At 54.4% G+C, this 22,343-nt stretch carries 21 protein-coding genes, 1 tRNA gene and 1 other annotated feature; of the genes, 15 read left to right on the top strand and 7 right to left on the bottom strand.

Annotated features, from left to right (window positions below):
• Nucleotides 1-292: 292 nt before the first annotated feature.
• A complete protein-coding gene (locus tag ACK4IR_RS02300; RefSeq protein ID WP_409872037.1) occupies nucleotides 293-730 on the top strand; it encodes a single-stranded DNA-binding protein in 438 nt (145 codons plus the stop codon).
• Here the strand turns inward: ACK4IR_RS02300 and ACK4IR_RS02295 are convergent.
• On the bottom strand, nucleotides 727-3,795 hold the full coding sequence (locus ACK4IR_RS02295) for an alpha-mannosidase (protein WP_409872018.1): 3,069 nt from the start codon (nucleotides 3,793-3,795) through the stop codon (nucleotides 727-729). The genes ACK4IR_RS02300 and ACK4IR_RS02295 overlap by 4 nt on opposite strands.
• A gap of 128 nt (nucleotides 3,796-3,923) precedes the next feature.
• Between ACK4IR_RS02295 and ACK4IR_RS02290 the strand changes: the two genes are divergently transcribed.
• Nucleotides 3,924-4,718 carry a hypothetical protein gene (locus ACK4IR_RS02290; RefSeq protein ID WP_409872015.1) on the top strand — a complete coding sequence of 265 codons (795 nt, stop codon included), beginning with the start codon at nucleotides 3,924-3,926 and terminating at the stop codon, nucleotides 4,716-4,718.
• 9 nt (nucleotides 4,719-4,727) lie between these two features.
• On the opposite strand, the gene ACK4IR_RS02285 is transcribed toward ACK4IR_RS02290, so the two are convergent.
• Complete coding sequence (locus ACK4IR_RS02285; protein WP_409872013.1) at nucleotides 4,728-5,606, bottom strand: alpha/beta fold hydrolase; 879 nt, start codon at nucleotides 5,604-5,606, stop codon at nucleotides 4,728-4,730.
• A 95-nt stretch (nucleotides 5,607-5,701) separates the two neighbouring features.
• Here ACK4IR_RS02285 and secE point away from each other — a divergent pair, with 95 nt between their 5' ends.
• The 7 genes from secE to rnhA all read left to right on the top strand — a co-directional run bounded on the left by secE (nucleotide 5,702) and on the right by rnhA (nucleotide 9,613).
• The gene (gene secE, locus ACK4IR_RS02280; protein ID WP_409872010.1) at nucleotides 5,702-5,917 is read left to right on the top strand and encodes a preprotein translocase subunit SecE; all 216 of its coding nucleotides are present in this window, start codon (nucleotides 5,702-5,704) and stop codon (nucleotides 5,915-5,917) included.
• Nucleotides 5,918-5,947: 30 nt separating this feature from the next.
• On the top strand, nucleotides 5,948-6,631 hold the full coding sequence (nusG, locus tag ACK4IR_RS02275) for a transcription termination/antitermination protein NusG (RefSeq protein ID WP_409872007.1): 684 nt from the start codon (nucleotides 5,948-5,950) through the stop codon (nucleotides 6,629-6,631).
• A gap of 14 nt (nucleotides 6,632-6,645) precedes the next feature.
• On the top strand, nucleotides 6,646-7,071 hold the full coding sequence (gene rplK, locus ACK4IR_RS02270; protein WP_011056150.1) for a 50S ribosomal protein L11: 426 nt from the start codon (nucleotides 6,646-6,648) through the stop codon (nucleotides 7,069-7,071).
• 83 nt (nucleotides 7,072-7,154) lie between these two features.
• Nucleotides 7,155-7,871 carry a 50S ribosomal protein L1 gene (rplA, locus tag ACK4IR_RS02265; protein WP_409872035.1) on the top strand — a complete coding sequence of 239 codons (717 nt, stop codon included), beginning with the start codon at nucleotides 7,155-7,157 and terminating at the stop codon, nucleotides 7,869-7,871.
• Between the two features lie 27 nt (nucleotides 7,872-7,898).
• Nucleotides 7,899-8,031: a sequence feature (ribosomal protein L10 leader region), on the top strand.
• A gap of 18 nt (nucleotides 8,032-8,049) precedes the next feature.
• Nucleotides 8,050-8,577 carry a 50S ribosomal protein L10 gene (rplJ, locus tag ACK4IR_RS02260; protein WP_409872004.1) on the top strand — a complete coding sequence of 176 codons (528 nt, stop codon included), beginning with the start codon at nucleotides 8,050-8,052 and terminating at the stop codon, nucleotides 8,575-8,577.
• Nucleotides 8,578-8,652: 75 nt separating this feature from the next.
• Nucleotides 8,653-9,054, top strand: coding sequence for a 50S ribosomal protein L7/L12 (gene rplL, locus ACK4IR_RS02255; RefSeq protein WP_409872001.1), 402 nt, complete (start codon nucleotides 8,653-8,655; stop codon nucleotides 9,052-9,054).
• A gap of 79 nt (nucleotides 9,055-9,133) precedes the next feature.
• Nucleotides 9,134-9,613 carry a ribonuclease HI gene (gene rnhA, locus ACK4IR_RS02250; protein ID WP_409871999.1) on the top strand — a complete coding sequence of 160 codons (480 nt, stop codon included), beginning with the start codon at nucleotides 9,134-9,136 and terminating at the stop codon, nucleotides 9,611-9,613.
• Here rnhA and ACK4IR_RS02245 read toward each other — a convergent pair.
• Nucleotides 9,561-10,343: a TIGR01548 family HAD-type hydrolase gene (locus tag ACK4IR_RS02245; RefSeq protein WP_409871996.1), complete on the bottom strand. Its 783-nt coding sequence runs from the start codon at nucleotides 10,341-10,343 to the stop codon at nucleotides 9,561-9,563. The genes rnhA and ACK4IR_RS02245 overlap by 53 nt on opposite strands.
• 61 nt (nucleotides 10,344-10,404) lie before the next feature.
• Here ACK4IR_RS02245 and ACK4IR_RS02240 point away from each other — a divergent pair, with 61 nt between their 5' ends.
• The gene (locus ACK4IR_RS02240; RefSeq protein ID WP_409871993.1) at nucleotides 10,405-10,734 is read left to right on the top strand and encodes a 30S ribosomal protein PSRP-3; all 330 of its coding nucleotides are present in this window, start codon (nucleotides 10,405-10,407) and stop codon (nucleotides 10,732-10,734) included.
• A gap of 199 nt (nucleotides 10,735-10,933) precedes the next feature.
• The gene (locus ACK4IR_RS02235) at nucleotides 10,934-12,010 is read left to right on the top strand and encodes an isocitrate/isopropylmalate dehydrogenase family protein (RefSeq protein WP_409871990.1); all 1,077 of its coding nucleotides are present in this window, start codon (nucleotides 10,934-10,936) and stop codon (nucleotides 12,008-12,010) included.
• Here ACK4IR_RS02235 and ACK4IR_RS02230 read toward each other — a convergent pair.
• Together ACK4IR_RS02230 and ACK4IR_RS02225 are read right to left on the bottom strand one after the other, a co-directional pair.
• Nucleotides 12,007-13,371 carry a TrkH family potassium uptake protein gene (locus ACK4IR_RS02230; protein ID WP_409871988.1) on the bottom strand — a complete coding sequence of 455 codons (1,365 nt, stop codon included), beginning with the start codon at nucleotides 13,369-13,371 and terminating at the stop codon, nucleotides 12,007-12,009. The genes ACK4IR_RS02235 and ACK4IR_RS02230 overlap by 4 nt on opposite strands.
• 97 nt (nucleotides 13,372-13,468) lie before the next feature.
• A tRNA-Pro gene (locus tag ACK4IR_RS02225) sits at nucleotides 13,469-13,542 on the bottom strand.
• A gap of 103 nt (nucleotides 13,543-13,645) precedes the next feature.
• On the opposite strand from ACK4IR_RS02225, the gene lepA reads away from it, so the two are divergent.
• Both lepA and ACK4IR_RS02215 read left to right on the top strand, forming a co-directional pair.
• Nucleotides 13,646-15,457: a translation elongation factor 4 gene (lepA, locus tag ACK4IR_RS02220; RefSeq protein WP_409871985.1), complete on the top strand. Its 1,812-nt coding sequence runs from the start codon at nucleotides 13,646-13,648 to the stop codon at nucleotides 15,455-15,457.
• A 10-nt stretch (nucleotides 15,458-15,467) separates the two neighbouring features.
• The gene (locus ACK4IR_RS02215; protein ID WP_409871982.1) at nucleotides 15,468-15,623 is read left to right on the top strand and encodes a hypothetical protein; all 156 of its coding nucleotides are present in this window, start codon (nucleotides 15,468-15,470) and stop codon (nucleotides 15,621-15,623) included.
• A gap of 240 nt (nucleotides 15,624-15,863) precedes the next feature.
• Here the strand turns inward: ACK4IR_RS02215 and ACK4IR_RS02210 are convergent, their stop codons facing one another.
• The gene (locus ACK4IR_RS02210) at nucleotides 15,864-18,338 is read right to left on the bottom strand and encodes an ATP-dependent Clp protease ATP-binding subunit (RefSeq protein ID WP_409871979.1); all 2,475 of its coding nucleotides are present in this window, start codon (nucleotides 18,336-18,338) and stop codon (nucleotides 15,864-15,866) included.
• Nucleotides 18,339-18,585: 247 nt separating this feature from the next.
• Between ACK4IR_RS02210 and ACK4IR_RS02205 the strand changes: the two genes are divergently transcribed.
• Together ACK4IR_RS02205 and ACK4IR_RS02200 are read left to right on the top strand one after the other, a co-directional pair.
• Nucleotides 18,586-19,278, top strand: a complete 693-nt coding sequence (locus ACK4IR_RS02205; RefSeq protein ID WP_409871977.1) for an HAD family hydrolase — start codon at nucleotides 18,586-18,588, stop codon at nucleotides 19,276-19,278.
• 47 nt (nucleotides 19,279-19,325) lie between these two features.
• Nucleotides 19,326-19,964, top strand: coding sequence for a hypothetical protein (locus ACK4IR_RS02200; protein WP_149817184.1), 639 nt, complete (start codon nucleotides 19,326-19,328; stop codon nucleotides 19,962-19,964).
• On the opposite strand, the gene ACK4IR_RS02195 is transcribed toward ACK4IR_RS02200, so the two are convergent.
• Nucleotides 19,945-22,332 (bottom strand): ATP-dependent helicase, encoded by a 2,388-nt coding sequence (locus ACK4IR_RS02195; RefSeq protein ID WP_409871974.1) that lies wholly within the window; start codon nucleotides 22,330-22,332, stop codon nucleotides 19,945-19,947. The genes ACK4IR_RS02200 and ACK4IR_RS02195 overlap by 20 nt on opposite strands.
• Nucleotides 22,333-22,343 lie beyond the last annotated feature (11 nt).

The raw sequence follows: 22,343 nt of genomic DNA, 5'->3' as shown, positions 1-22,343 counted from the left end.
GCAACAAGCTGAAATTGAGTAATTCCTCCCGCTGGTCGTCTGCCGCTTCACCAGCACTGCGGCACTTTTCAGGTAGACAAGCCGCCGATCCCAGCCCCAAGGACAACCACCCGTGCCATAACTATATCCTCTGCAAATCTGTTTAATTAACTATATGGTAGTATAAAAATACAATTGGCTATACCCATCTGTGCCACTGAGAGGCCGATTGCCCTTGATTCATCCTGTGGCAGTGTGGCGGCAGCCGTTGGGACTATACTGGAAGCAACGTGAACTGTTGGAAGCCCAGCGGATGAATAGTTGTGTCCTCTTTGCGGAAGTCATTCAAGCCCCAGAGCTGCGCTATACCCAAGACACTCAGATGGCGGTGGCGACGATGGTGGTGCAGTTTGCCAGCCTGCGCAGTGAAGAGCCACCCATGACCCTGCGGACAGTGGCATGGGGCAATTTGGGACAAAAAATGCAGGCAGAATGCAAAGTCGGCGATCGCCTGATCCTAGAAGGTCGGTTAAAAATGGACACCATTGACCGCCCCGAGGGCTTCAAGGAAAAACGCGCCGAGTTGGTGGTGAGCCGCTTCTACACCGTCGAGGGCAATCTTGTAGATCATCCCGCACAGCCTGCCACAACTCCAATGGTTACCCCCACCGTCACAACACCTGTTACACCCAAGGTGGCACCGCCACCGCCCGAACCTGAAGAGATTAATTTGGATGAAGTGCCTTTCTAGGGATACAGCCGAAATGTTTGAATTTGCCAGCGGCTAAGGGTCACTGCGTTTGCACCCCCTGCGGGCGTTTCTAGGAGGGTTTGTGGCGCTTTGATGTGCCACGGGATTAGCGTTGAGTGCAGTTCTAAGGTGCCCCCTTCGCCAACGACTTCAGCCACTCGCAATTGCCACCCCTGCCCGTCCTCTGATTGTTTGAGGGCAAGACAGCGAATGCGGGCATCCGACCAATGGAGAAGCTGAGCCTGGGGCGGCAAGGGGGCAGGGGCAACCGGCCTAGCGCCACGGTGGGCGATCGCCACCCTGAGGGGGTGGTTAAACCGAGCTGCCTGCTGCGAAACAGCGGCTGCTTGCCAGGAACCCCTGTGGGGAAACACGCCATAGCTAAAGCGGTGCTGACCCCGATCGCTTTTGGGATCGGGCCAAGTGGGCGATCGCAACAGTGTCAATCGCAGTTGATGAGGCTGGGCATCCAGGCCGTGCTTACCGTTGCTCAAAAGACTCACCCCATACTCTGGGGTGCTTAAATCCACCCACGTGAGAAACGGCACCTCCCACTTCGCTTGCTCGTGGGGACTCAGGTGGGGATTGGGCAGGGTGGGTCGCACCGTGACGCCGCCGGGGGTTTCACAGGTCATCTGCTCAGCCCGAATTGCCAAGGGAAAAGCTGCCTTGAGGAGAATATGCTCCTCCTGCCAATCAATCGTCGTATCAATGCGCAGCCAAGGGGTTTGGTACTGCAACACATATTCCTGCTGAATCTGGGAAGCCTGAAAGCGCCACTTGACCCGCAGCCGCTGTTCCAGTTGATGCCAGGTGACCCATTCAATGGCCTCTAGGGTTGCCCCCGGCAGGGGGTGCTGGCTGTAGTGAGGGTCAATGTTCCAAGCATCCCAGTATTGCCCCTGATCTTGGAAAAATTGCAGTTGATTGCCGCGATCGCCCAAGCAGGGACGATGATTTAGCTTGTCATACAGATTGGTGATTTCCCCGGTGGTTGGATGAATTTCAACGTGGAGATAGTTATTTTCCAAAACATAGCCTAAAGGGGGGATGGGTAAGGGATCCGGACGCGATTGGGGGCAAAGCCACAGCAGGGTGTAGCCGATCCCCGGCACCTCCGGGGTCCAAAATGTCAAGCAACCTTGGGGAGGATTCAACTGGGCAGGGAGATCGTAGTTGCCCTGGGGACAATACACCCGCCAAGAGGGAATCCCCTGCGGTAGCTGCGCCAAGTCAATGTGGATCACCCCGGCGCGATCGCCCACCTCGCCGTTGAAAATAACCACAGGAATAGCACCTGCCACGGGCGGTTCCCCGTAGTTGATTGAGTCACACAGCGCCGTTTGTGCTGCATCAAGGAAGGCTGCCGTTTTTGTCAAGAGTTCTTGCCATGTCGCATTCACCTCGGCATAGACCTCTGGAATCGAGGAGCCGGGCAAAATATCGTGAAACTGGTTAAAGAGCAGTTGCTGCCAACAGGCTTTGAGTTCTTCTCTGGGGTAGGCAAAAGAAGTCGTGATTGCCGCCAGGGCACACCAGCGTTCCGCCTCTTGCAGTTGCCGTTGGGCGCGATCGTGGGCCGCCTTCTGATCACCGTGAGTGGTGTAGCAACCGCGATGGAATTCCAAGTACAGCTCCCCTTGCCAGCGGTCGGTTGGGGGGGTTTCCTGAGTTAACTGCTCTAGATACTGCCGCACCGTTGTCCACTGCCACTGCGGACCAATACCGCCAAGGCGTTGCCAGCGTCGTACTCGTTCTAGCATGTCTGCGGTTGGTCCACCGCCATGATCCCCGACACCGGGAAGCCACAGACTGCGCCGGGATCCCGTTTCTTGCCACCACTGTTGGGCGTAGGCCGCCATCTTCACCGGATCAATACCCTCACCTATGGGCGCCGACATCAAGGCATGTACCTCAGCCCCTGCCACATCTTGCCAAACAAACCAGCTGTAGGGAAAGCGCGTGGTGTCATTCCAGCGCAATTTTTGGGTAACAAAGTAGCGAATTCCCCCTTGGGCCAAGAAGCTGGGGAGCCGTTCCGGAAAGCCAAAGGTATCAGGCAACCAAGCAATGGGACTAATCTCACCAAAGGCCTGCTGTACATACTGCTGACCATAGAGAATCTGGCGGGCAATGGCCTCGCCGTCAATGAGATTGAGTTCCGCTTCTACCCACAGGCCTGCCGCCACCTCCCACCAACCGGCCGCCACCGCCTCCTGAATCTGGCCAAACAGTGGCGGGACATGGGTTTGCAAATAGGCGTAGAGGGCAGGGGTGGAATGGGTAAAGGTGAGTTCGGGATAGCACTCCTTAAGCTGCAATACAGATCTAAAAGTGAACTGTGCCACTTGCCATGTTTCGGCGATCGGCCACAGCCAAGCCAAGTCTAGATGGGCATGGCCACAGAGGTGCATCGTGAAATCCCCCAAGGGGGTGGCGATCGCCTGCATTTTCTCGTGGATCTCCGCCAGCAACGGATCGAGGATGGAGCGCTGCCCTTGGGTGTCTAGACCTTCTTTGAGGAGGGGTTCAAGGGGTTGGAGGTTAAGCGTTTCGGCAAAGATTTCTAGAATCTCCAGCTCGGTGGCCACAAAGTCGGGATCAATTCCCGTTGGCGATTCAAACCGCAGAGCCGATCTCACCAAAGCACCCTCATCATGGGCAGGACTGATCAGGTGCAATACCACCTCCCAGCTTTGGCCGGGGGTCACCGCCTCCCCTAGGCAGAGACTGACGGAATGATCAAACAAATCCCCCTGATGTACCGCCTGCCCGTTGACATACACCGTGGCGCGATCGGCCCACCACGTGAGGTCAAGGCGGAGGACTAAGCCCGCCACACGGTAGCCTTGAACGGTCTCCGGCACCGCGATCCGCTGTCCCAACCAGAGGGATTGCTGCCCCTTGGGCCAAGCCAGATGACCTTGACTATTCAACCGATGGGGAGCCGTGCCGGCATCTTTCAGCGAGGGTGAGCTGAGGGGAAGCCACTGGTCGTGGATCTCAATGACTGCCAATGAATGCAAATAGTTGCGAGATTTTTTGACTAATTCTGTCAAGAGCATAAAACTTCGTTAATTTTGGCGCGATCGGCCTAGGCCAATTGCTATGCTAGAGGTGTGAGGAGCCGTCATCATTTGTTTAACCAAACTGTCAATAAAACAAGCAAATTTTATTTCAGAGGAGTGACCTCATGGTAACCCGATTTGAGCCGTGGCGGGGCTTTTTGACCTCCTCAGTCTGTGGGATGCTGACCGCCCTCGCAATTGCCCCTATGACCCCAGCTCAAGCTCAGCGATCGCCCACCCCCGATCAACCCGTAGAAACTGTGGTGACGGATCCCCTCCAGAGTCCCTTCCCGCTTCCTTGGAAATGGATTGACGACGGCCATACCGCTGCCCTAAAAGCTAAGAAATCTCTCCGCTTCACTCAACAAACCCCCCAATACGTCTCTCCCGATGGCCGCTATGTGGCACAGGCCACCCTCTACTTTACGGCTCATCCCGAGGCACAGCGGCAACAACTAGTGAGCATTCTTGAAATTCGCGATCGCCAGACCGGCAACCAGCAGCGGATTGAGAGCCTCAAGGAAATGCCCCGTGAATTTTTGGCAGAGGTACCCCAAGGCCAAGGTTTGATTGCCGTACTGGTGCCTGTCGGTTGGTCAGAAACGGGCAATCGTCTCTTGGTGCGCCAGCTTGGCGGCTTGTTTGCCACTGATTTAATTAGTGACAGTGCCTGGATTTGGCAGGCGGGGGTGGGTCATGTGGCTACGGTTTATCCCACGGCGGATGAATATGACTTTGCCACCCTCCTAGGCTGGAGCAGCACGGATCCGCAGCGAGTGCTCTTTCAAACCCAAACCATGGGGAACCCCAAAGCCACGATCTGGGCGGTGGATACTCAAGGCAGCACCCAATTGGCTCAGGGCGATCGCCCCCGTGTCTATGGCACAACCCTACCCGCCACGGCCAATGCCCAGCGTTAAGGCATCGCCTCAAGGGGAGGCCAGCAACTGGCCAAGGTAGCGATCGATCAAGGCGATCATTAAAGCAGGAGACTCCAACTGGGGGGTGAGTCCCACCTCCGGAATCACCTCAAAGGCGCGAATCGCCTCAGGATTTAACCGTGCCAAGCGCTGTCCGACGGCCACAGGGGGGAGCTTTGCCTGTTCTCCCCAAACAATATAGGTCGGCACTGTTAGGTGGGGCAAAAAGCGACTGAGATCGCAGCAGAGATCACCCCGCACAAAGGCCAGTACCGCAAATTCTGCCCCCCCTGACTGCGCCACTTCGGTATAGGTGGCAACCATTTCGGGGCTGATGCGGCTCGGTCGCGCAAATTGTTGATTAGCCATAAAGGACTGCACACTCAGGGAATTGGCCACCCCAAGGCGATAAAAGACTGTATCCACATAGGGCTGGCGGGCAATCTGGGCAAGGGGGGTCTGACGGTAGTCTTGCTCAAAATCACTCAATCCCGTCGGACAAGTGAGAATGAGGCCACGGAAGCGTTGGGGATGGGCGATCGCCCCTTGGATGGCAAAGGCTGCCGTCAGCGAAGAGGTGATCACCACCGCCGGTTCAGTTGTCAACCGGTCAAGGCACTCTAGCAAGTGATCCACATACCCCGCCACCGTATAGGATTGATCGCGATGCTCAGAGGCGCCCCACCCCGGCAAATCCAAAGCAAAAAAGGGATACTCAGCGGCAAAGGCCGGATAAACTGCTGACCACTCATAGTGGCTGGAGCCACCGCCAAAGCCATGCCAAAAAAATAGAGGCGGGCAGTCACGGGCAGCGGTCAACTCATTGGTGACATAGGCCACCTCACCCATGGCGGTCGTGAGGGTGCGCGATCGCAAGCAATCAAACATCGGGATTTCCCAAAGAGAAGAAACCTGCTATGATAATAAATCGCGCTGAATTAAACGGGTAGCAACGGGCTGCCCCCGCCTCAAGGAGTGCCGCCGTGACCAAGAGTACCGAAGGCGAAAAACCCACTAGTGGCTTTAATCCAACCGAGTTTTTCCGCGAAACCAAGGAAGAACTCAGCAAAGTGGTGTGGCCCGATCGCCAGCGTCTGATTGGCGAATCTGCGGCAGTAATTCTCATCGTTTCCCTTTCAGCTGCTGTCATCTACCTAGTGGATGAACTTTTTCGCTGGCTGGCCACACTGATTTTCTAGACAGCCAAAGACTTCTACGAGTACGCGCCTATGGTGAGTGAATTTACTGATCATTCTTATCTAAGCGATCCTCTTGACGACACCGTTGAAGTGGCTGAAGGGGATCAGGCCGGCAAGGTCAAACGGTTTTGGTATGCCGTGCAAGTGGCCTCTGGCTGCGAAAAAAAAGTGAAAAGCACCATCGAGCAGCGGCTCCATACGTTAGATGTGGCCGATCGCATCTTTCGCATTGAAATTCCCCAAACCCCCGTCATCAAAATCAAGAAAGATGGCTCGCGGCAAACCATTGAGGAAAAAGTTTTTCCCGGTTATGTTCTTGTTCAAGTGCGAGCACAGCAGTCGCCCGAAACAGGTGAATGGCAAATTGATGATGAAGCTTGGCAGGTGATTAAAAACACCCCCAATGTGATTAACTTTGTCGGTGCCGAGCAACGCCGCAGTACAGGCCGGGGACGCGGTCACGTTAAGCCCATGCCCCTGAGTCCGGCCGAAGTGGATCGCATCTTCCGCAAAGCCCAAGAACAAGAACCGGTTCACCGCATTGATCTCAACACTGGTGATAAAATCAAAGTTCTCAGTGGTCCTTTTAGGGACTTTGAGGGAGAGGTAATTGAAGTCAGTGCTGAGCGCAGCAAACTGAAAGCATTACTCTCGATTTTTGGCCGCGAAACCCCGGTCGAACTCGAAGTGACTCAAGTGGAAAAAGTAGATTAGGACGCTAACTCACTATGGCGAAAAAGGTCGTCGCAGTTATCAAGCTTGCCATTCAAGCGGGTAAAGCCAACCCTGCCCCCCCCATTGGTCCGGCCCTTGGTCAGCACGGTGTGAACATCATGATGTTCTGCAAAGAGTACAATGCTCGCACCGCCGATCAGGTGGGGATGGTGGTTCCTGTTGAAATCTCGGTCTATGAAGATCGTAGTTTCACCTTTGTTCTGAAAACCCCACCCGCTTCCGTGCTGATTCAAAAAGCTGCCGGCATTGAAAAAGGCTCTGGCGAACCCAACAAGAAAAAAGTGGGCAGCATCACCCGTGCCCAACTGCGGGAAATTGCCGAGAAGAAAATGCCGGATCTCAATGCCAACGACATTGAAGCGGCCATGCGGATTATCGAAGGCACTGCTCGCAATATGGGCGTGACCATTACCGACTAAAGCTTTCTGAGTGTGTTCCTGTTGAATCCCTTGTTGTGTTGGGGGAGAAACTTCGTTTCGTTGGTACCCCGTGGAGGTAAATTCTGATGCGTAAACTCTCGCGACGACTGCGCGAACTCTATGCCAAGGTAGAGGATCGTCCCTACGCTCCCCTAGAGGCCTTGCAACTGCTCAAGGAAACGGCCACGGCCAAGTTTCCCGAATCGGCAGAAGCCCACATCCGCTTGGGCATTGATCCCAAATATACAGATCAGCAGTTGCGGGCCACCGTGGCTCTTCCCAAAGGCACCGGTCAAACCATTCGGGTGGCCGTGATTGCCCGCGGGGAAAAGGTGACGGAAGCCAATGCCGCCGGTGCCGATGTGGTGGGTTCAGAGGAACTCATTGACGAAATTCAAAAGGGGCGGATGGACTTTGATCTGCTCATTGCCACTCCCGATATGATGCCCCAAGTGGCCAAGGTGGGGCGGATTCTTGGTCCGCGGGGGCTAATGCCCTCCCCCAAAGCCGGGACAGTGACCTTTGATCTGTCCCAAGCCATTCAGGAGTTCAAAGCAGGGAAAGTGGAATTCCGCGCCGATCGCAGCGGCATTGTCCATGTGCTCTTTGGCAAAGCCAGCTTCAGCGCCGAAGACCTGCTGGTGAACCTCAAGGCACTGCAAGAGAGCATTGACCGCAACCGCCCGAGTGGTGCCAAGGGTCGCTACTGGCGCAGTGTCTATGTGGCTGCAACGATGGGGCCGAGCATTCAGGTGGACATCAATGCCCTGCAGGAGCTAAAACTGGCCGAAGCCGCCTAAGGAAGACTTGCCTATTGCCCAATACCTGACAACTCAAGACGGAAACCGAAGACCGCAGGGGTCTGGCTTAGACATAATCTTCCTGCCGAGGTTTGCGAAGTCCATCCATTGGGATTGGGCGATCGCCCCGGCACCACTGCTGGGGTTTTTCTTTCACTGACTACAGGAGGTGATGTGCGTGGGACGCACGCTAGCAAACAAAAAAGAAATTGTGGCGGAGCTAAAGGAACGCCTGAGCGAGTCACAAATGGCACTGGTGATTGACTACCAAGGTCTCACCGATGCTGAGATGAAGGATTTGCGACAACGCTTGCGCAAGTGCAATACCAGTTGCAAGGTCACGAAAAATACGCTGATGGAATTGGCGGTCAAAGACAGTGACACTTGGCAACCCATGACCCAATTCCTCAAGGGACCTTCGGCGTTCCTCTTGGTCAAGGATGATATTGGGGGTACAATCAAGGCCTACCAAGAATTCCAAAAGGCCACGAAAAAAACCACCCTCCGCGGTGGGGTCATGGAGGGACGTGCCCTTGACGAAGCGCAAGTAAAGGCCATTGGTGATCTGCCCTCCAAAGAACAACTCATGGCGCAGATTGCCGGTGCCCTCAATGCCGTCACAGCGAAGATTGCCATTGGCATCAAGGAGGTTCCCGCTTCCTTGGCGCGGGCAACACAGGCGATCGCCGACAAAGGCGCGGCTTAGATCGATCCTGCTTTCGGTTTCCTTTGGGAAGCCATCTGTTTTCATTTTGTAACTTTGACGTAATAGGAGTTCACTATGTCTGCTGCAACCGATGAAATTCTCGAGAAGTTGAAATCCTTGACCCTGCTGGAAGCCGCCGAGCTGGTCAAGCAAATTGAAGAGGCCTTTGGCGTCAGTGCCGCTGCGCCTGTTGGCGGAATGGTCGTTGCCGCTCCGGTGGCCGGTGGTGCGGCGGCTGCTCCCGCAGAAGAGGTCGAAGAGAAGACTGCTTTCGATGTGATTCTCGAAGAAGTCCCCGCCGACAAGAAGATTGCCGTGCTGAAAGTAGTGCGTTCCTTGACCGGCTTGGGTCTCAAGGAAGCCAAGGAAGTGGTGGAATCGACACCCAAACCCGTGAAAGAAGGAGTCACCAAAGAAGACGCCGAAGCGGCCAAGAAAGAACTGGAGGAAGCCGGCGCCAAAGTCAGCATCAAGTAGTCTTTGGTATTCATTTGTTTGCAGGGTGGTGTTCTGGCCACCCTTTTTTATTTGCAGCATTTGGAGAGTATCGAGACTCATGACCCACATTCATGCCATCTATACCGATGGTGCCTGCGAAGGCAATCCGGGACCAGGGGGTTGGGGCGTGGTCATTTACTTTGCGGATGGCTCTGTGCAAGAACTAGGGGGACACCACCCCGCCACCACGAATAATCGCATGGAATTGCAGGCGGCCATTGAAGCTCTCAAAGCATGGCGCCAACTGGCACCGGGGAGGGCGATCGCCCTTTACACCGACAGCGAGTATGTCCTCAAAGGCATTACCGAGTGGATCCACCACTGGAAACGGCGGGGCTGGAAAACTGCAGCCAATAAGCCTGTTCTTAACCAAGATCTCTGGCAGGCCTTAGATGCCCTCAACGATTCCTTAGTGCAGTGGCACCACGTGCCTGCCCATTGTGGTGATGTCGGCAATGAACGCTGTGATCTCATTGCCCGCAGTTTCAGTCGCGGTCGGCCAATTGTGCTAAGAACACTGCCACCACCGCTGGGGTAATGTCGCGGGTTTGCGCAAAGACAGCACTGGCTCCTGCTGCGCGCAGGCGATCGCCGTAGCGTTGCCGGTCTTCCAGCTTGACATGGGGAGGAATGACCCCAAGGGCAATCCACGGGGTTAGTGCCTGTTCTTTGCGCGCATTGACCACGGTTTGCATATCCGCCACCGTATCCCCCACATAAAAGGCGGGAATCGTTTCTTGATCCGTAGCCTGACGGTAGGCCATTCGGAGTCCTGTGGGGTCGGGTTTGCCGGGGGCATCTTCCATGGCAATCAACAGGAGGCGGTCTAGACCTAAGCGGCGTTTCAAGACATATTCTGCTGAGTCCCGCGTGGCACCACTAACAAACCCCCAGCGGATCTGGGCCTGATCGAGGGCTTGAAAGTAGGCCATATCCACCAGCAGCGGTTCATCTTGAATATAGCCAGACCAATTTTGGCCGCTATAGCGCTCCTCAAAAAAGATCACCAGACGTTCGTAGTCCAAGGGCACTTGGGCGCGGTCTTTTCCTTGGCGCTCAAAGTAGCGATAAATGAGTTCACGCGACCCTTCCCAGTCATTATTCCAACAGCCTTCTGCCTTGAGGTCGTCAATTTCCTTTTGACTGGGACGATAGGCACCCCCCGTAAAATGCTCAACGGTATCGGCGAGGGCACGGCGATAGGAACGACTGACATCGCGAATCACCCCATCAATATCAAAAAAGACACAGGCACAGGGGGTACTCAACTGTAGCTCTCCAGAAACTTGTATGCCGTTGGCCTGATTGGTTATTATAAAGGATGGACTTTTGTCAAAAACGAGTTTTAGGAGGTTGGAATTGTCCCGCTTTACCCTGAGAGTGCTTTGGTTAGAAAAAGACGTGGCGATCGCTGTCGATCAAATTGTTGGCAAAGGGACAAGCCCCCTCACCTCCTACTTTTTTTGGCCGCGCACCGATGCTTGGGAACTTCTTAAGGCAGAGTTAGAGAAAAAATCTTGGATTACGGAAGCCGAGCGCATTGAACTTCTCAACCGTGCCACCGAAATCATTAACTACTGGCAAGAGGAAGGGAAAAATCTTCCTGTCAGTGAGGCACAAAAACGCTTTAGTGATGTTAGTTTTGTAGGCACGGCCTAGGGTGTTTGTCATCCCAAGGCAAACGACTGCACGTTGAGGAGAAAAACGATGGGACTTGTTTTGTACCTTGCTATTGTGGGGGGCGCGATCGCCTTAGCGGCAATTTTGTTTCACACCCTACGCACGGTGAAGCTAATTTAGCTGCATCATACCCTCCTAGTACCTCTGTCTTGAAGTTCTGCATAGGGAGAGAGCACTCGTGTCTCACGCTGTTACCTTAATTCGCGGTGACGGTATTGGTCCTGAGGTTGCCGCAGCGGCTCGCACTGCCATTGATGCCACGGGCGTCAAAATTGACTGGGTGGTGGTGGATGCCGGCGTGGACATGATGGAACGCTACGGTACCCCCTTGCCCGAACACGTTCTCGATGCCATCAAAAGCACAAAAACGGCCCTCAAAGGACCGATTACCACGCCTGTGGGGACTGGCTTTCGTTCTGTGAATGTCGAGATCCGCAAGCGGCTCAATCTCTATGCGAACCTGCGGCCTGCTAAATCCATTGTGGGGGTGAAAAGCTATTTTCAAAACATTGACCTTGTCATTGTGCGCGAGAATACCGAAGACCTCTACGCGGGGATTGAGTTTGAGTACACCAGTCCTGAAGCAGCTCAAGCCCGCGCTTTTTTGAGCGATCTAGCGGGTAAGCCGATTCCGGAGGATGCGGCCATTGGCGTCAAGCCGATTTCCGTCAGGGGAAGCGATCGCATTGTTGAGTTTGCCTTCAAATATGCTAACGCCAACGATCGCAAGAAAGTGACGGCAGTTCACAAAGCCAATATCATGAAGTTTACCGATGGCCTTTTCCTCGAACGTGCCCGTGAAGTTGCCGGCCGTTACCCTGAGATTGCCTTTGAGGATCGCATCGTGGATAACATGTGCATGCAGTTAATGCAGAAGCCAGAACTCTACGATGTGATGGTGATGCCCAACCTCTACGGCGACATTCTTTCCGACCTGTGTGCCGGCATGATCGGCGGCCTGGGGGTGGCTCCCGGCGCCAACATCGGTGATGAATACGCGGTTTTTGAAGCGATTCACGGTTCCGCCCCTAAATACGCAGGCCAAAACAAAGCCAACCCCACCGCCTTGATTCTTTCGGGGGTGTTGATGCTGCAACACCTAGGCGAAATGGCAGCAGCCCGCCGTCTGCAAGCCGCGGTGGAAAAAGTCATTGCAGAAGGGCGATACGTCACCTACGATTTGGCCGCTCCCGGCCAAGAACCGGTGGGCACTCAAGAGATGGCTGCCGCCATTGCGGAGTATGCAGCCCCCTAACCAACCAAGAGATTTTCCTCTGGGTATTGCACATTGGAAGGCTGGGGATCGCCCACGATAGCGGCCATCAGCAGCAGAATCCCCACACGGCCAATGTACATAGTTACAATCAACACCAGCTTGGAAAAAACCGACAGATTGGCGGTAATGCCGGTTGAAAGACCAACGGTGCCAAAGGCGGAGACGGCCTCAAAGAGAATGTTGATAAAGTTCTGCTGAGGGTCGGCGATCGCAATCAGGGTGGTTGAAACTAGGACGGTAAACATGGAGCCAAAGGCCACCGCCACCGCTTTCATGATCAGGGAGGGAGGCACTTGGCGGCGGTAGAGCAGCACCACCTCTTTGCCTTGGAGGGCCGACTTGGTAATCCCTGCCAGAATCCGCAAGGTGGTTGTTTTAATGCCGCCGGCGGTGCCGCCGGGACTGCCGCCGATAAACATCAGGGCAATCAAAATAAATAGCCCACTATTGCTAAATTCACCGATGTTGACGGTATTAAACCCTGCCGTTCGCGCCGTGACGGACTGAAACCATGCCAAGAGCAGTTTTTGATCAAAGGAAAATTGACCAAATCGCTCTGGCGATCGCATCTCCGTGAATAGGAGCATGACGGTGCCCAAAATCAGCAGGATTGCTGTGGTACTGGTAACAATCTTGAAATTCAAGCTAAAGCTCATTTGACTTGCCCTGCGGATCAAGTAGGCGGGCTTGCCCCAGTGGCGCAAATGCTCCCGCAGCCAAAGGTAAAACTCAAAAATCACCTCATAGCCAATGCCCCCGAAAATGATTAGCAGTGAAATGACCAAATTCAAAGGCACGGAGGTTTGATACTTGACCAAGTTGTCGCTAAAGAGACTAAACCCAGCATTGTTCCACGCACTAACGCTGTGAAAGACCGCCAGCCACAGCGCGTGGCGATCGCGATACTCTTGGCGGAAAATCAACCATAGAAATAAAGCCCCCGTCAGTTCAAAAAGAAAGGTTACCCCCAAGATGGAGCGCACGAGTTGACGTGCCCCTTGTAGTCCCCTTCGATCCAACGCTTGCTGCACCGCAATTTTTTGCCGCAGATTAAACTTTTGTCCTAACAAAATAATCAAGAACGTCGTGGCCGTCATGTAGCCCAAGCCCCCTATCTGAATGAGCAGCAGAATCACACACTGACCAAAGGGGGAAAAATGGGTGGCCGTATCAACAATGATGTGACCCGTTACACAAACTGCCGATGTGGCGGTAAATAAAGCAATGACCAAGGGATTCCACTGGCCATGAGTGGTGGACCAAGGCAAGCATAGGAGCAGTGTTCCCACCGCAATCACTGCCAGAAATCCAAGGCAAATTGTGCGTGGAACCGTTAGCATTAACGAATACGTATCCAAAAGGCCTGAAGCTAATCTAGCGCAGATTGTATGGACAAATCGTTCTAGGCAGCGTAAAGCCCTAACGTGCAGTTCCGAATCGGGATGACAGGATTTGAACCTGCGACCCTCTGCTCCCAAAGCAGATGCGCTACCAAGCTGCGCTACATCCCGGCAGTTGATCTCTATCGTAGCACTGAATTCTCAGCACAATCGGACAGGGAGGCTTAGAATCAAGAAAGGAGTTTTGCATTTTGTTAAGGTTACCCTCGCTGGTATGACCGACGTCCCCGTTTCCCACATTCGCAATTTCTCGATCATTGCCCACATTGATCACGGTAAATCAACTCTTGCCGATCGCCTGCTGCAATTTACGGGCACAGTGGATCCCCGTGAAATGAAAGAACAGTTTCTCGACAATATGGAACTGGAGCGGGAGCGGGGGATTACGATTAAGCTGCAAGCTGCCCGCATGACCTACACCGCTCGCGATGGCGAAACCTACATCTTGAATTTGATTGATACCCCCGGCCACGTGGATTTTTCCTACGAGGTGTCGCGATCGCTGGCGGCCTGTGAAGGGGCACTCCTTGTTGTGGATGCTTCCCAAGGGGTGGAAGCGCAAACCTTGGCCAATGTTTATCTGGCGTTGGAGCACAATTTAGAGATTATTCCCGTTCTCAATAAAATTGATCTGCCGGGGGCTGAACCTGAGCGGGTGAAGGCAGAGATCGAGGAGATTATTGGCCTTGATTGCTCCCAAGCCGTTCTAGCCTCTGCCAAGGAGGGAATTGGCATTGAGGACATTCTAGAATCCATCGTCCATTTGGTGCCGCCCCCCCGCGATACGGTAGATCAACCCCTGCGGGCACTCATTTTCGATAGCTACTACGATGCCTACCGAGGCGTGATCGTCTATTTTCGGGTCATGGATGGGGTGGTGCGCAAGGGCGATCGCATTCGCCTGATGGCCGCTGGCAAAGAGTACGACATTGATGAGCTGGGGGTTCTTGCTCCTCATCAAAAACCCGTGGACAGTCTCCATGCCGGAGAAGTGGGCTACCTTGCCGCCGCCATAAAAGCTGTGGGCGATGCCCGTGTCGGCGATACGATGACATTGGCACACAACCCCGCCGGCGAACCCCTCCCCGGTTACGCTGAAGCCAAACCCATGGTCTTTTGCGGTCTCTTTCCCACCGATGCTGATCAGTTTGAGGATCTGCGGGAAGCCCTTGAAAAATTGAAGCTCAATGATGCTTCGCTGCACTACGAGCCGGAAACCTCCAGTGCCATGGGCCTTGGGTTTCGCTGCGGCTTTTTGGGGCTGCTGCACATGGAAATTATCCAAGAGCGCTTGGAGCGGGAGTATAACCTTGATTTGATTATTACGGCGCCGTCGGTGGTTTACCGCGTCACCACCGTCAAAGGGGAAGTCCTGATGATTGACAACCCCAGCCAGCTGCCGGAACCCCAATACCGCGAAAAAATCGAAGAACCCTACGTGCAACTGGAAATGATTACCCCCGAAACCTACGTGGGCACGCTGATGGAATTGGCGCAGTCGCGGCGGGGCATCTTTAAGGATATGCGCTACCTTACCCAAGGGCGTACCACCTTGGTCTATGAAATCCCCTTGGCGGAGATTGTGACAGACTTTTTTGATGAAATGAAGTCGCGATCGCGGGGCTATGCCAGTATGGAATACCACCTCATTGGCTATCGTCCCAATGATCTGGTGAAACTGGATATTCTCATCAATAATGACCCCGTGGATTCCTTGGCAGCGATTGTCCACCGCGATAAAGCCTACTATGTAGGACGTGCTCTTGTCAGCAAACTCAAGGATTTGATCCCACGCCACCAGTTCAAGATTCCCATTCAAGCCGCCATTGGTTCACGGGTAATTGCCAGTGAAAGCATTCCCGCCTTACGCAAGGATGTCTTGGCCAAGTGCTACGGTGGTGACGTGACGCGCAAACGCAAGCTCCTCGAAAAACAAAAGGCGGGTAAAAAACGGATGAAATCAATTGGGCGGGTGGATGTGCCCCAAGAAGCCTTTATGGCTGTATTGCGACTCAAGAATGAATAGGAGGTTTAGGGTGTCTCAAGGGTCATCGGGCAAATGGGTGGCGATCGTCACCGGTGTGATTTCCCTGCTACTGGGTATCGGTTACTTGGTGTTAGTACAGCTTCTGGATTGGCGTGGCGATTGGCAGCCGGCTCCGCTGGGGTTCCTGCCATTGCTTTTGCCTTAAAGTTCCCCCGCCCTCAAGGCAATACTGCCCTTGCCCTCGTGTATCAAAACGGGGGTCATTTTCGCCGTTCCAGAGCAATATAAAACCCCGTCCCCAGCGCCGGTGCAAAAGGGTAAACGGGGTCGCTGACGTAGTTACAGGGCTAGAGAATGAATCCTGCGTTGCCGATAATCAGACACCGCCGCTTTTGGGGATTTGCCCTCAACCCCTGCGGTGAGTCTGGCGCAGCAAGCCAGTGCCCTACTCAACCCCTTGGGGCAATAGCTCACGCCGAGGTTGAGCTTGGATCTTCACTTGCCCCGCTTCATCCACATCAATGAGAGCAGTATCCCCTTCACGGATGCGGCCGGAGAGAATTTCCTCAGCCAAGGTGTCTTCTAGGAGACGCATAATTGCCCGCCGCAGTGGCCGCGCCCCATAGCTGGGATTATAACCCTCATCAATCAGCCGATCCTTGAAGCGCTCGGTCACCTCCAAGGTAATGCCTTTTTCTGTGAGGCGCGAGAACACTTCCTTAAGGAGAATGTCGGCAATTTGCTTGACCTCATCCTTCGTCAATTGACGGAAGACAATGATCTCATCCAAGCGGTTGAGGAACTCAGGGCGGAAGTACTGCTTTAATTCCTCATTCACCAAGGAGCGAATGCGGTTATATTGCGATTCGGCAGCATCCTCGGTGCCAAACTCAAAGCCAAGGCCACCAGCGCCCTTCTCAATCACCTTCGAGCCAATGTTTGAGGTCATGATCAAAAGGGTATTCTTGAAGTCAACGGTACGCCCTTTAGAGTCGGTGAGACGACCATCCTCAAGGATTTGCAGCAGCAGGTTAAAGACATCGGGGTGGGCTTTCTCAATTTCGTCAAAGAGCACCACCGTGTAGGGACGCCGCCGCACCGCCTCAGTAAGTTGACCGCCCTCGTTGTAGCCCACATAGCCGGGAGGCGAACCAATAAGCTTAGAAACGGTGTGCCGCTCCATGTACTCAGACATATCGAGGCGAATCATTGCCTCTTCAGAGCCGAAGAAGTAGGCGGCCAAGGCTTTTGTCAGCTCCGTTTTACCGACACCGGTCGGCCCAGAGAAGATGAAGCTGGCAATGGGACGGTTGGGGTTTTTCAGACCGACACGAGCACGGCGAATGGCACGGGAGATGGCTTTGACGGCTTCATCTTGGCCAATGACCCGTTGGTGCAGGGTCTCCTCCATGTGCAACAGTTTTTCCGATTCGCTTTCGGTGAGCTTGCTGACGGGTACCCCCGTCCAAGAGGCAACAATGTGGGCAATGTCCTCTTCGGTGACGACGGGGGTTTCCTCCTCACCGTTGGCCATTTCAGCTTTTTTCTGCTGGGCAATGGCACGAATTTGTGCTTTCAATTCCATCTCGCGATCGCGCAATTCACCTGCTTTGTCAAAGTTTTGCGCCCGCACAGCATCGTCTTTTTCTTTGAGCACTTGCCGCAATTCGCGATCTAGCTCCTTGGCCGCAGGGGGGAGTTGCGAGTTAATCAGGCGCACCCGTGAGCCGGCTTCGTCAATCAGGTCAATGGCCTTGTCGGGCAAGTAGCGATCGCTAATGTAGCGATCGGACAGCTTCGCTGCCGCCTCGAGAGCTTCATCGGAAATTTTCAGTTTGTGGTGCTTCTCATAGCGTTCTCGCAGACCGTAGAGAATCTCAATCGTTTCCTCCACAGAGGGTTCACCCACCATCACCGGCTGGAAGCGGCGTTCCAAGGCAGCATCCCGCTCAATGTGTTTGCGGTACTCATCCAAGGTGGTGGCGCCAATGCACTGCAGCTCCCCGCGCGCCAAGGCAGGCTTGAGGATATTGGCCGCATCAATGGCCCCTTCTGCGGCCCCTGCCCCAATCAGGGTATGCACCTCATCAATGACCAAGATCACATTCCCGGCTTGGCGGATCTCGTCCATGATTTTTTTGAGGCGCTCTTCAAACTCACCCCGGTATTTGGTGCCCGCCACCAATAGGCCAATATCGAGGGTGACCACCCGTTTGTCTTCGAGAATATCGGGGACATCTTTATTGGCAATGCGCTGGGCAAGGCCTTCAGCAATGGCAGTTTTACCTACCCCCGGTTCGCCGATCAAGACGGGGTTATTTTTGGTGCGACGACCGAGGATTTGAATCACCCGCTCAATTTCTTTTTGCCGACCCACCACGGGATCTAACTTGCCGTCAATGGCCATTTGGGTGAGGTTGGCACCAAATTCGTCCAGCGTCGGTGTTTTGGTACGTCCTTGGCTGGCACCGGCGGTTACTTCTGCGGTTTCACCCAGCATGCGAATCACTTGGGTGCGCACTTTCGACAAATCAACCCCCAGATTTTCTAGAACCCGTGCCGCCACCCCTTCGCCTTCGCGAATCAAACCTAGCAGCAGGTGCTCGGTGCCGATATAGTTGTGCCCCAGTTGGCGGGCTTCTTCAAGAGAGAGTTCCAACACTCGCTTGGCACGGGGGGTAAAGGGAATCTCCACCGCGACAAAACCAGACCCACGGCCAATAATTTTTTCAACTTCGATGCGGGCATCTTTGAGGTTCACACCCATAGAACGTAGAACCTTAGCAGCCACACCGGTACCTTCACCAATCAATCCGAGGAGAATTTGTTCGGTACCGACAAAGTTGTGGCCGAGGCGGCGAGCCTCTTCCTGTGCCAGCATAATGACTTTAATGGCTTTTTCTGTAAAGCGTTCAAACATGACCCTTCCCCTAATGGCTCCTGCGTGCTGGTAACACTCATCTTAACACGTCCACTTTGGCGTGTTTTTGTCTGGCCAATTACTACTACTGTAGATGTTGACTCATTTTTTTGCAGGTGCGGTTGCCCGTATTTGAGATTTTGTGGTCTAGCCTGCGGCAAAATCCCATTGATTATATCGATTAGCCTCTTTAGTCCCAAGGCAAAAGGCGATAGACTACACTTGCGGATGCCCAAATTTTTCTCCAATGGATAATATTTCCGAGTTTCTTGCTGCTGAACCCTGCGAACGTGCCCTGATTTTCGACATGGACGGCGTAATTTGCCACACCATGCCCTACCACCTTGAAGCTTGGCGCATTTATGTAGAACGTACCCCTGAACTGCGACAGCACATCAACCTCGAACAGCTGCGACAAATGGGGGGCAAACGCAACGCCGAACTCCTGCCGGAACTCCTAGGGCGACCCGTGAGTGAGGCGGAAGTACAACGCTGGGGTGCGGGCAAAGAGGCGGTGTTTCGAGAACTACTGGCACCGAATTTGGAACTGTTGCCGGGGCTATTGCCCTTTCTCAAAAGTGCCAAGGAAAAAGGCTATCGCTTGGGCTTGGGCACCTCTGCCTGCGCTGCCAATGTCGAGTTAGTACTTTCCTGCGAGGGGGTGGGGGATTTTTTCGATACGGTGGTGATGGAGCAGGATGTGCAGCGGGGCAAGCCGGATCCCGAATGCTATCTCCTGGTGGCAGAGCGGTTGCAGGTGTTGCCGCAGCATTGTCTGGTCTTTGAGGATGCGGTGGCAGGGGTGCTGGCGGCGGTGCGGGCAGGGATGCACTGCTGGGGAGTCTTAACCACCCAATCGGAAACGGCACTTCAAGCCGCAGGAGCCGAGGTCTGTATTGAGGACTTTACCGATCCCCGCCTTCAGAGGCTGTTGCCCTAGGGCATTTTCGGCGATCATGGGTACTGGCACGTTAGGAATCCACCACCTTGGGCGTTGATCTGCGCAGTTACGTCTATCTCGACTCGATTCAACCCCAACACGCGGCCTATTTGGGAACCGTGGCGCAGGGGTTTTTGCCCCTGCCGGGGGACTGCTCCCTTTGGGTAGAGATTTCACCGGGGATTGATGTGAATCGCCTCTTGGACATTGCTCTGAAGTCTGCGGTGGTGCGGCCGGGAGTCCTGTTTATCGAGCGACTCTACGGGCTATTGGAGGTGCATTCGGGCAACCAAGGGGAAGTGCGAGCCGCAGGACAAGCCATTTTAGATGCCATCGGTGCTCGGGTACAGGATTGCTTACGGCCACGGGTGATTTCCAGTCAGGTGATTCGCAACATTGATGCCCACCACACCCAACTGATTAATCGCTCGCGGCGGGGCAACATGATTCTGGCGGGGCAAACGCTCTATGTGTTTGAGGTGGAACCCGCCGCCTATGCCGCCCTGGCCGCCAATGAAGCGGAAAAGGCAGCACTCATTAATATCTTGCAGATTTCAGCGGTGGGCAGCTTTGGCCGCCTTTTTTTGGGGGGCGCAGAGCGCGATATTCTAGCAGCGGAACGGGCCGTCTTGGCAGCTATGGAACGTTTGCCGGGGCGCGATAGCCTTAGCGATCGCCGCGAGTAGCTGTGGCATGTTTTTTTAACTTCTGCTCTAGGGCGGGGAGGAAGGGACAAGGGTCACTGTCCTGAAGTTGATAAAACCCTCGCCAATCAAAGCTGTGCCAGTTAAAGGGAGCTTGGTGGGCGGCAGCGAGCCACAGTAAACGCTTGGCACGGGTCATGGCCACGTAGAGCAGGCGATATTCCTCAGCAACTTTGGCTTCCTCGGCTTTTTGATAGGCGGCTTGCCAGTTGGGAAGGGGTTGCTGATGGGCAGAGGCACGCAGTTGCAAATGGCCGTAGGCTCGTAGTTGCGATCGCACCACATCCGTAAAATCCACTTCTGGACTCAGGAACTTGGCATTGGCTGCTACCCAACTCTCGCCGGGGAGGGTTCTTGCCTCTAAGAAGGGGACAAACACAGCATCCCAATCTAGACCTTTGGCGCGATGCATGGTCATGATTGTCACCTGCCCCGATCGCACTAAGCGGCTATGGAGGTCTTCCATCTCAACAGCATCAAAGCGATCTGCTGCCACCAGTTCTTGCCAACGGGGATGGATGCGCTCCCACAGTTGGGTGGGTTCCTGTTGTGCCAAGTGGCAGATCAGGCGATCGGTGGTGGCCAATTCAGCGGCATCATAGCCCAGTTCCTGAGCGCAGTAGGTGATCAAAGGAAATAGCGACAGCTCTAGGCGGGCTTTGAGGAGACGTTGACAGTAGTGCCGTGCCTTCAGCACCGATTCCTCGGCAGGAGGGTCTAAAGGGCCGGGGTAGAGAAACACCTCCGGCTGGGCGGCCAACCGATCTAGATTTTGGACAGAAATACGTTTGCGCTCCTGAAGCACACTCAGGGCTGCCTTGACCGCTTCGGGAGAATAGGGACAGTGGAGAAAGTAAAGAATATCCAGCAACTCTTTGGGCACTTGCGATCGCCGTTCAATGCCCGACACATCGAGAATGGGAATCCCCTGAGCGGAAAGGTCGGTATCAATGCTGAAGCGAGCGGGCGATCGCAATAGATCTGCAATGAATTCCCCTTGGCGGTTGGTGCGCACCAGCACGGCGATTGAGGCGTCAGGATGCTCTGCCAAGACCTGAGAAATGCGAGCTGCTAGCTGCCGCACGGTCTCAAAAACGGTTGCTGTTCGGGCAACTTCTACCCCTTGCCCCCAAGGGTCTGGGTTCGCTTCTGGTTGCAGATCTGTTGGCGGGACGGGCTGAATTGCTTGCTCACGAAAGGGGAGTTCTTGCTTTTGGAGGGCGCAATTAGCCCAGCGCACCAAAAAGTTTGCTGCTCTAATGACCAGTAGGGTCGATCGCCCCGCTTGAGTCATTTCATAGAAAGCTTGCTGCTGGGCACATTCATCACAAAATTCATTAAAAAAGAGGGGATCTGCTGCCGTAAAGGTGGAGTTAATGGCTTGATTGGGATCCCCTACCCGCACAAAGTTCACTTGCCCTGTGGTGCTGTCCTCCGCAAGAAGTCGCAGTAACCGCGATTGCAAGGGGGTTGAGTCTTGAGCCTCATCCTCAAACACGGCATACACTCGCTGTTGCCATTCTTGGCGACACTGCTCATTCCCCTCCAGCAGCTGTACTGCTGCTAAAATCATTTCATCGTAGTCAATTCGTTCCTGTTGCGCCAGATGGTGCTGATACCGTTCCAACAGGTCGGCGCCAATCTCTAGAAAAGGGTAGGGTTCTTCTTCTGAAGGGTTTTGGGCGTGAAGCTGCTGGGACAACTGCCGCAAATCTTGGGGCGTCAACGCCATACTGCGGGCACTGCTAATCACGGTTTGTGCCAACTTCACTAAGATGTCAGTCAACAACGCACTCTTGCGGCCTTCGTGTTCAATGTCGCTCAGGGGACTGGTATCGCAGCCTTGGATGAGTTGCTTGAGGAGTTGGGGGTGCGATCGCGCCCATTCCTTAACACAAGTGACACACAGGCGTCGCTGTTCATGCTCACTCATTAAGTTCTCACCACTCCAGCGCAGCCCCGCCGTGGGATGACTCGTCGCAATTTTCAACGCTAAGCTGTGGAGGGTCTGTACACTAAAGCCATTCCGCGGTAAGCCCATCTGCCGTAGGTACTGGCGAATCCGCACCTTAATATTGGCGACTGCCGAACGACTATAGGTCACCACTACCAATTGCCGCTGTTGATGAAGCTTTTCGCGGGCAATGGCAACTGCTGCTCCGACTGCCATGCCATGGGATTTGCCCGCTCCGGGCACTGCCGACACCGCAAGCATTCCCCCTTGCCATTCGCTAATTTCCCGTTGACCCGGCCGCAGTGTCCTCAGAAGATGAGCGGCCTGGGGAAAAAGAGAAAACATGTCCATAGGAGGGCGGTCGGCCAAGATTTCCCAATGAATATCAAACTCCACCTAAGAGCCTT

This window comes from Thermosynechococcus sp., assembly GCF_046299635.1.
Classification (GTDB): domain Bacteria; phylum Cyanobacteriota; class Cyanobacteriia; order Thermosynechococcales; family Thermosynechococcaceae; genus Thermosynechococcus.
Note: the sequence above shows the minus strand (reverse complement) of the source record. Positions and strands in the feature narration are given on the sequence as shown.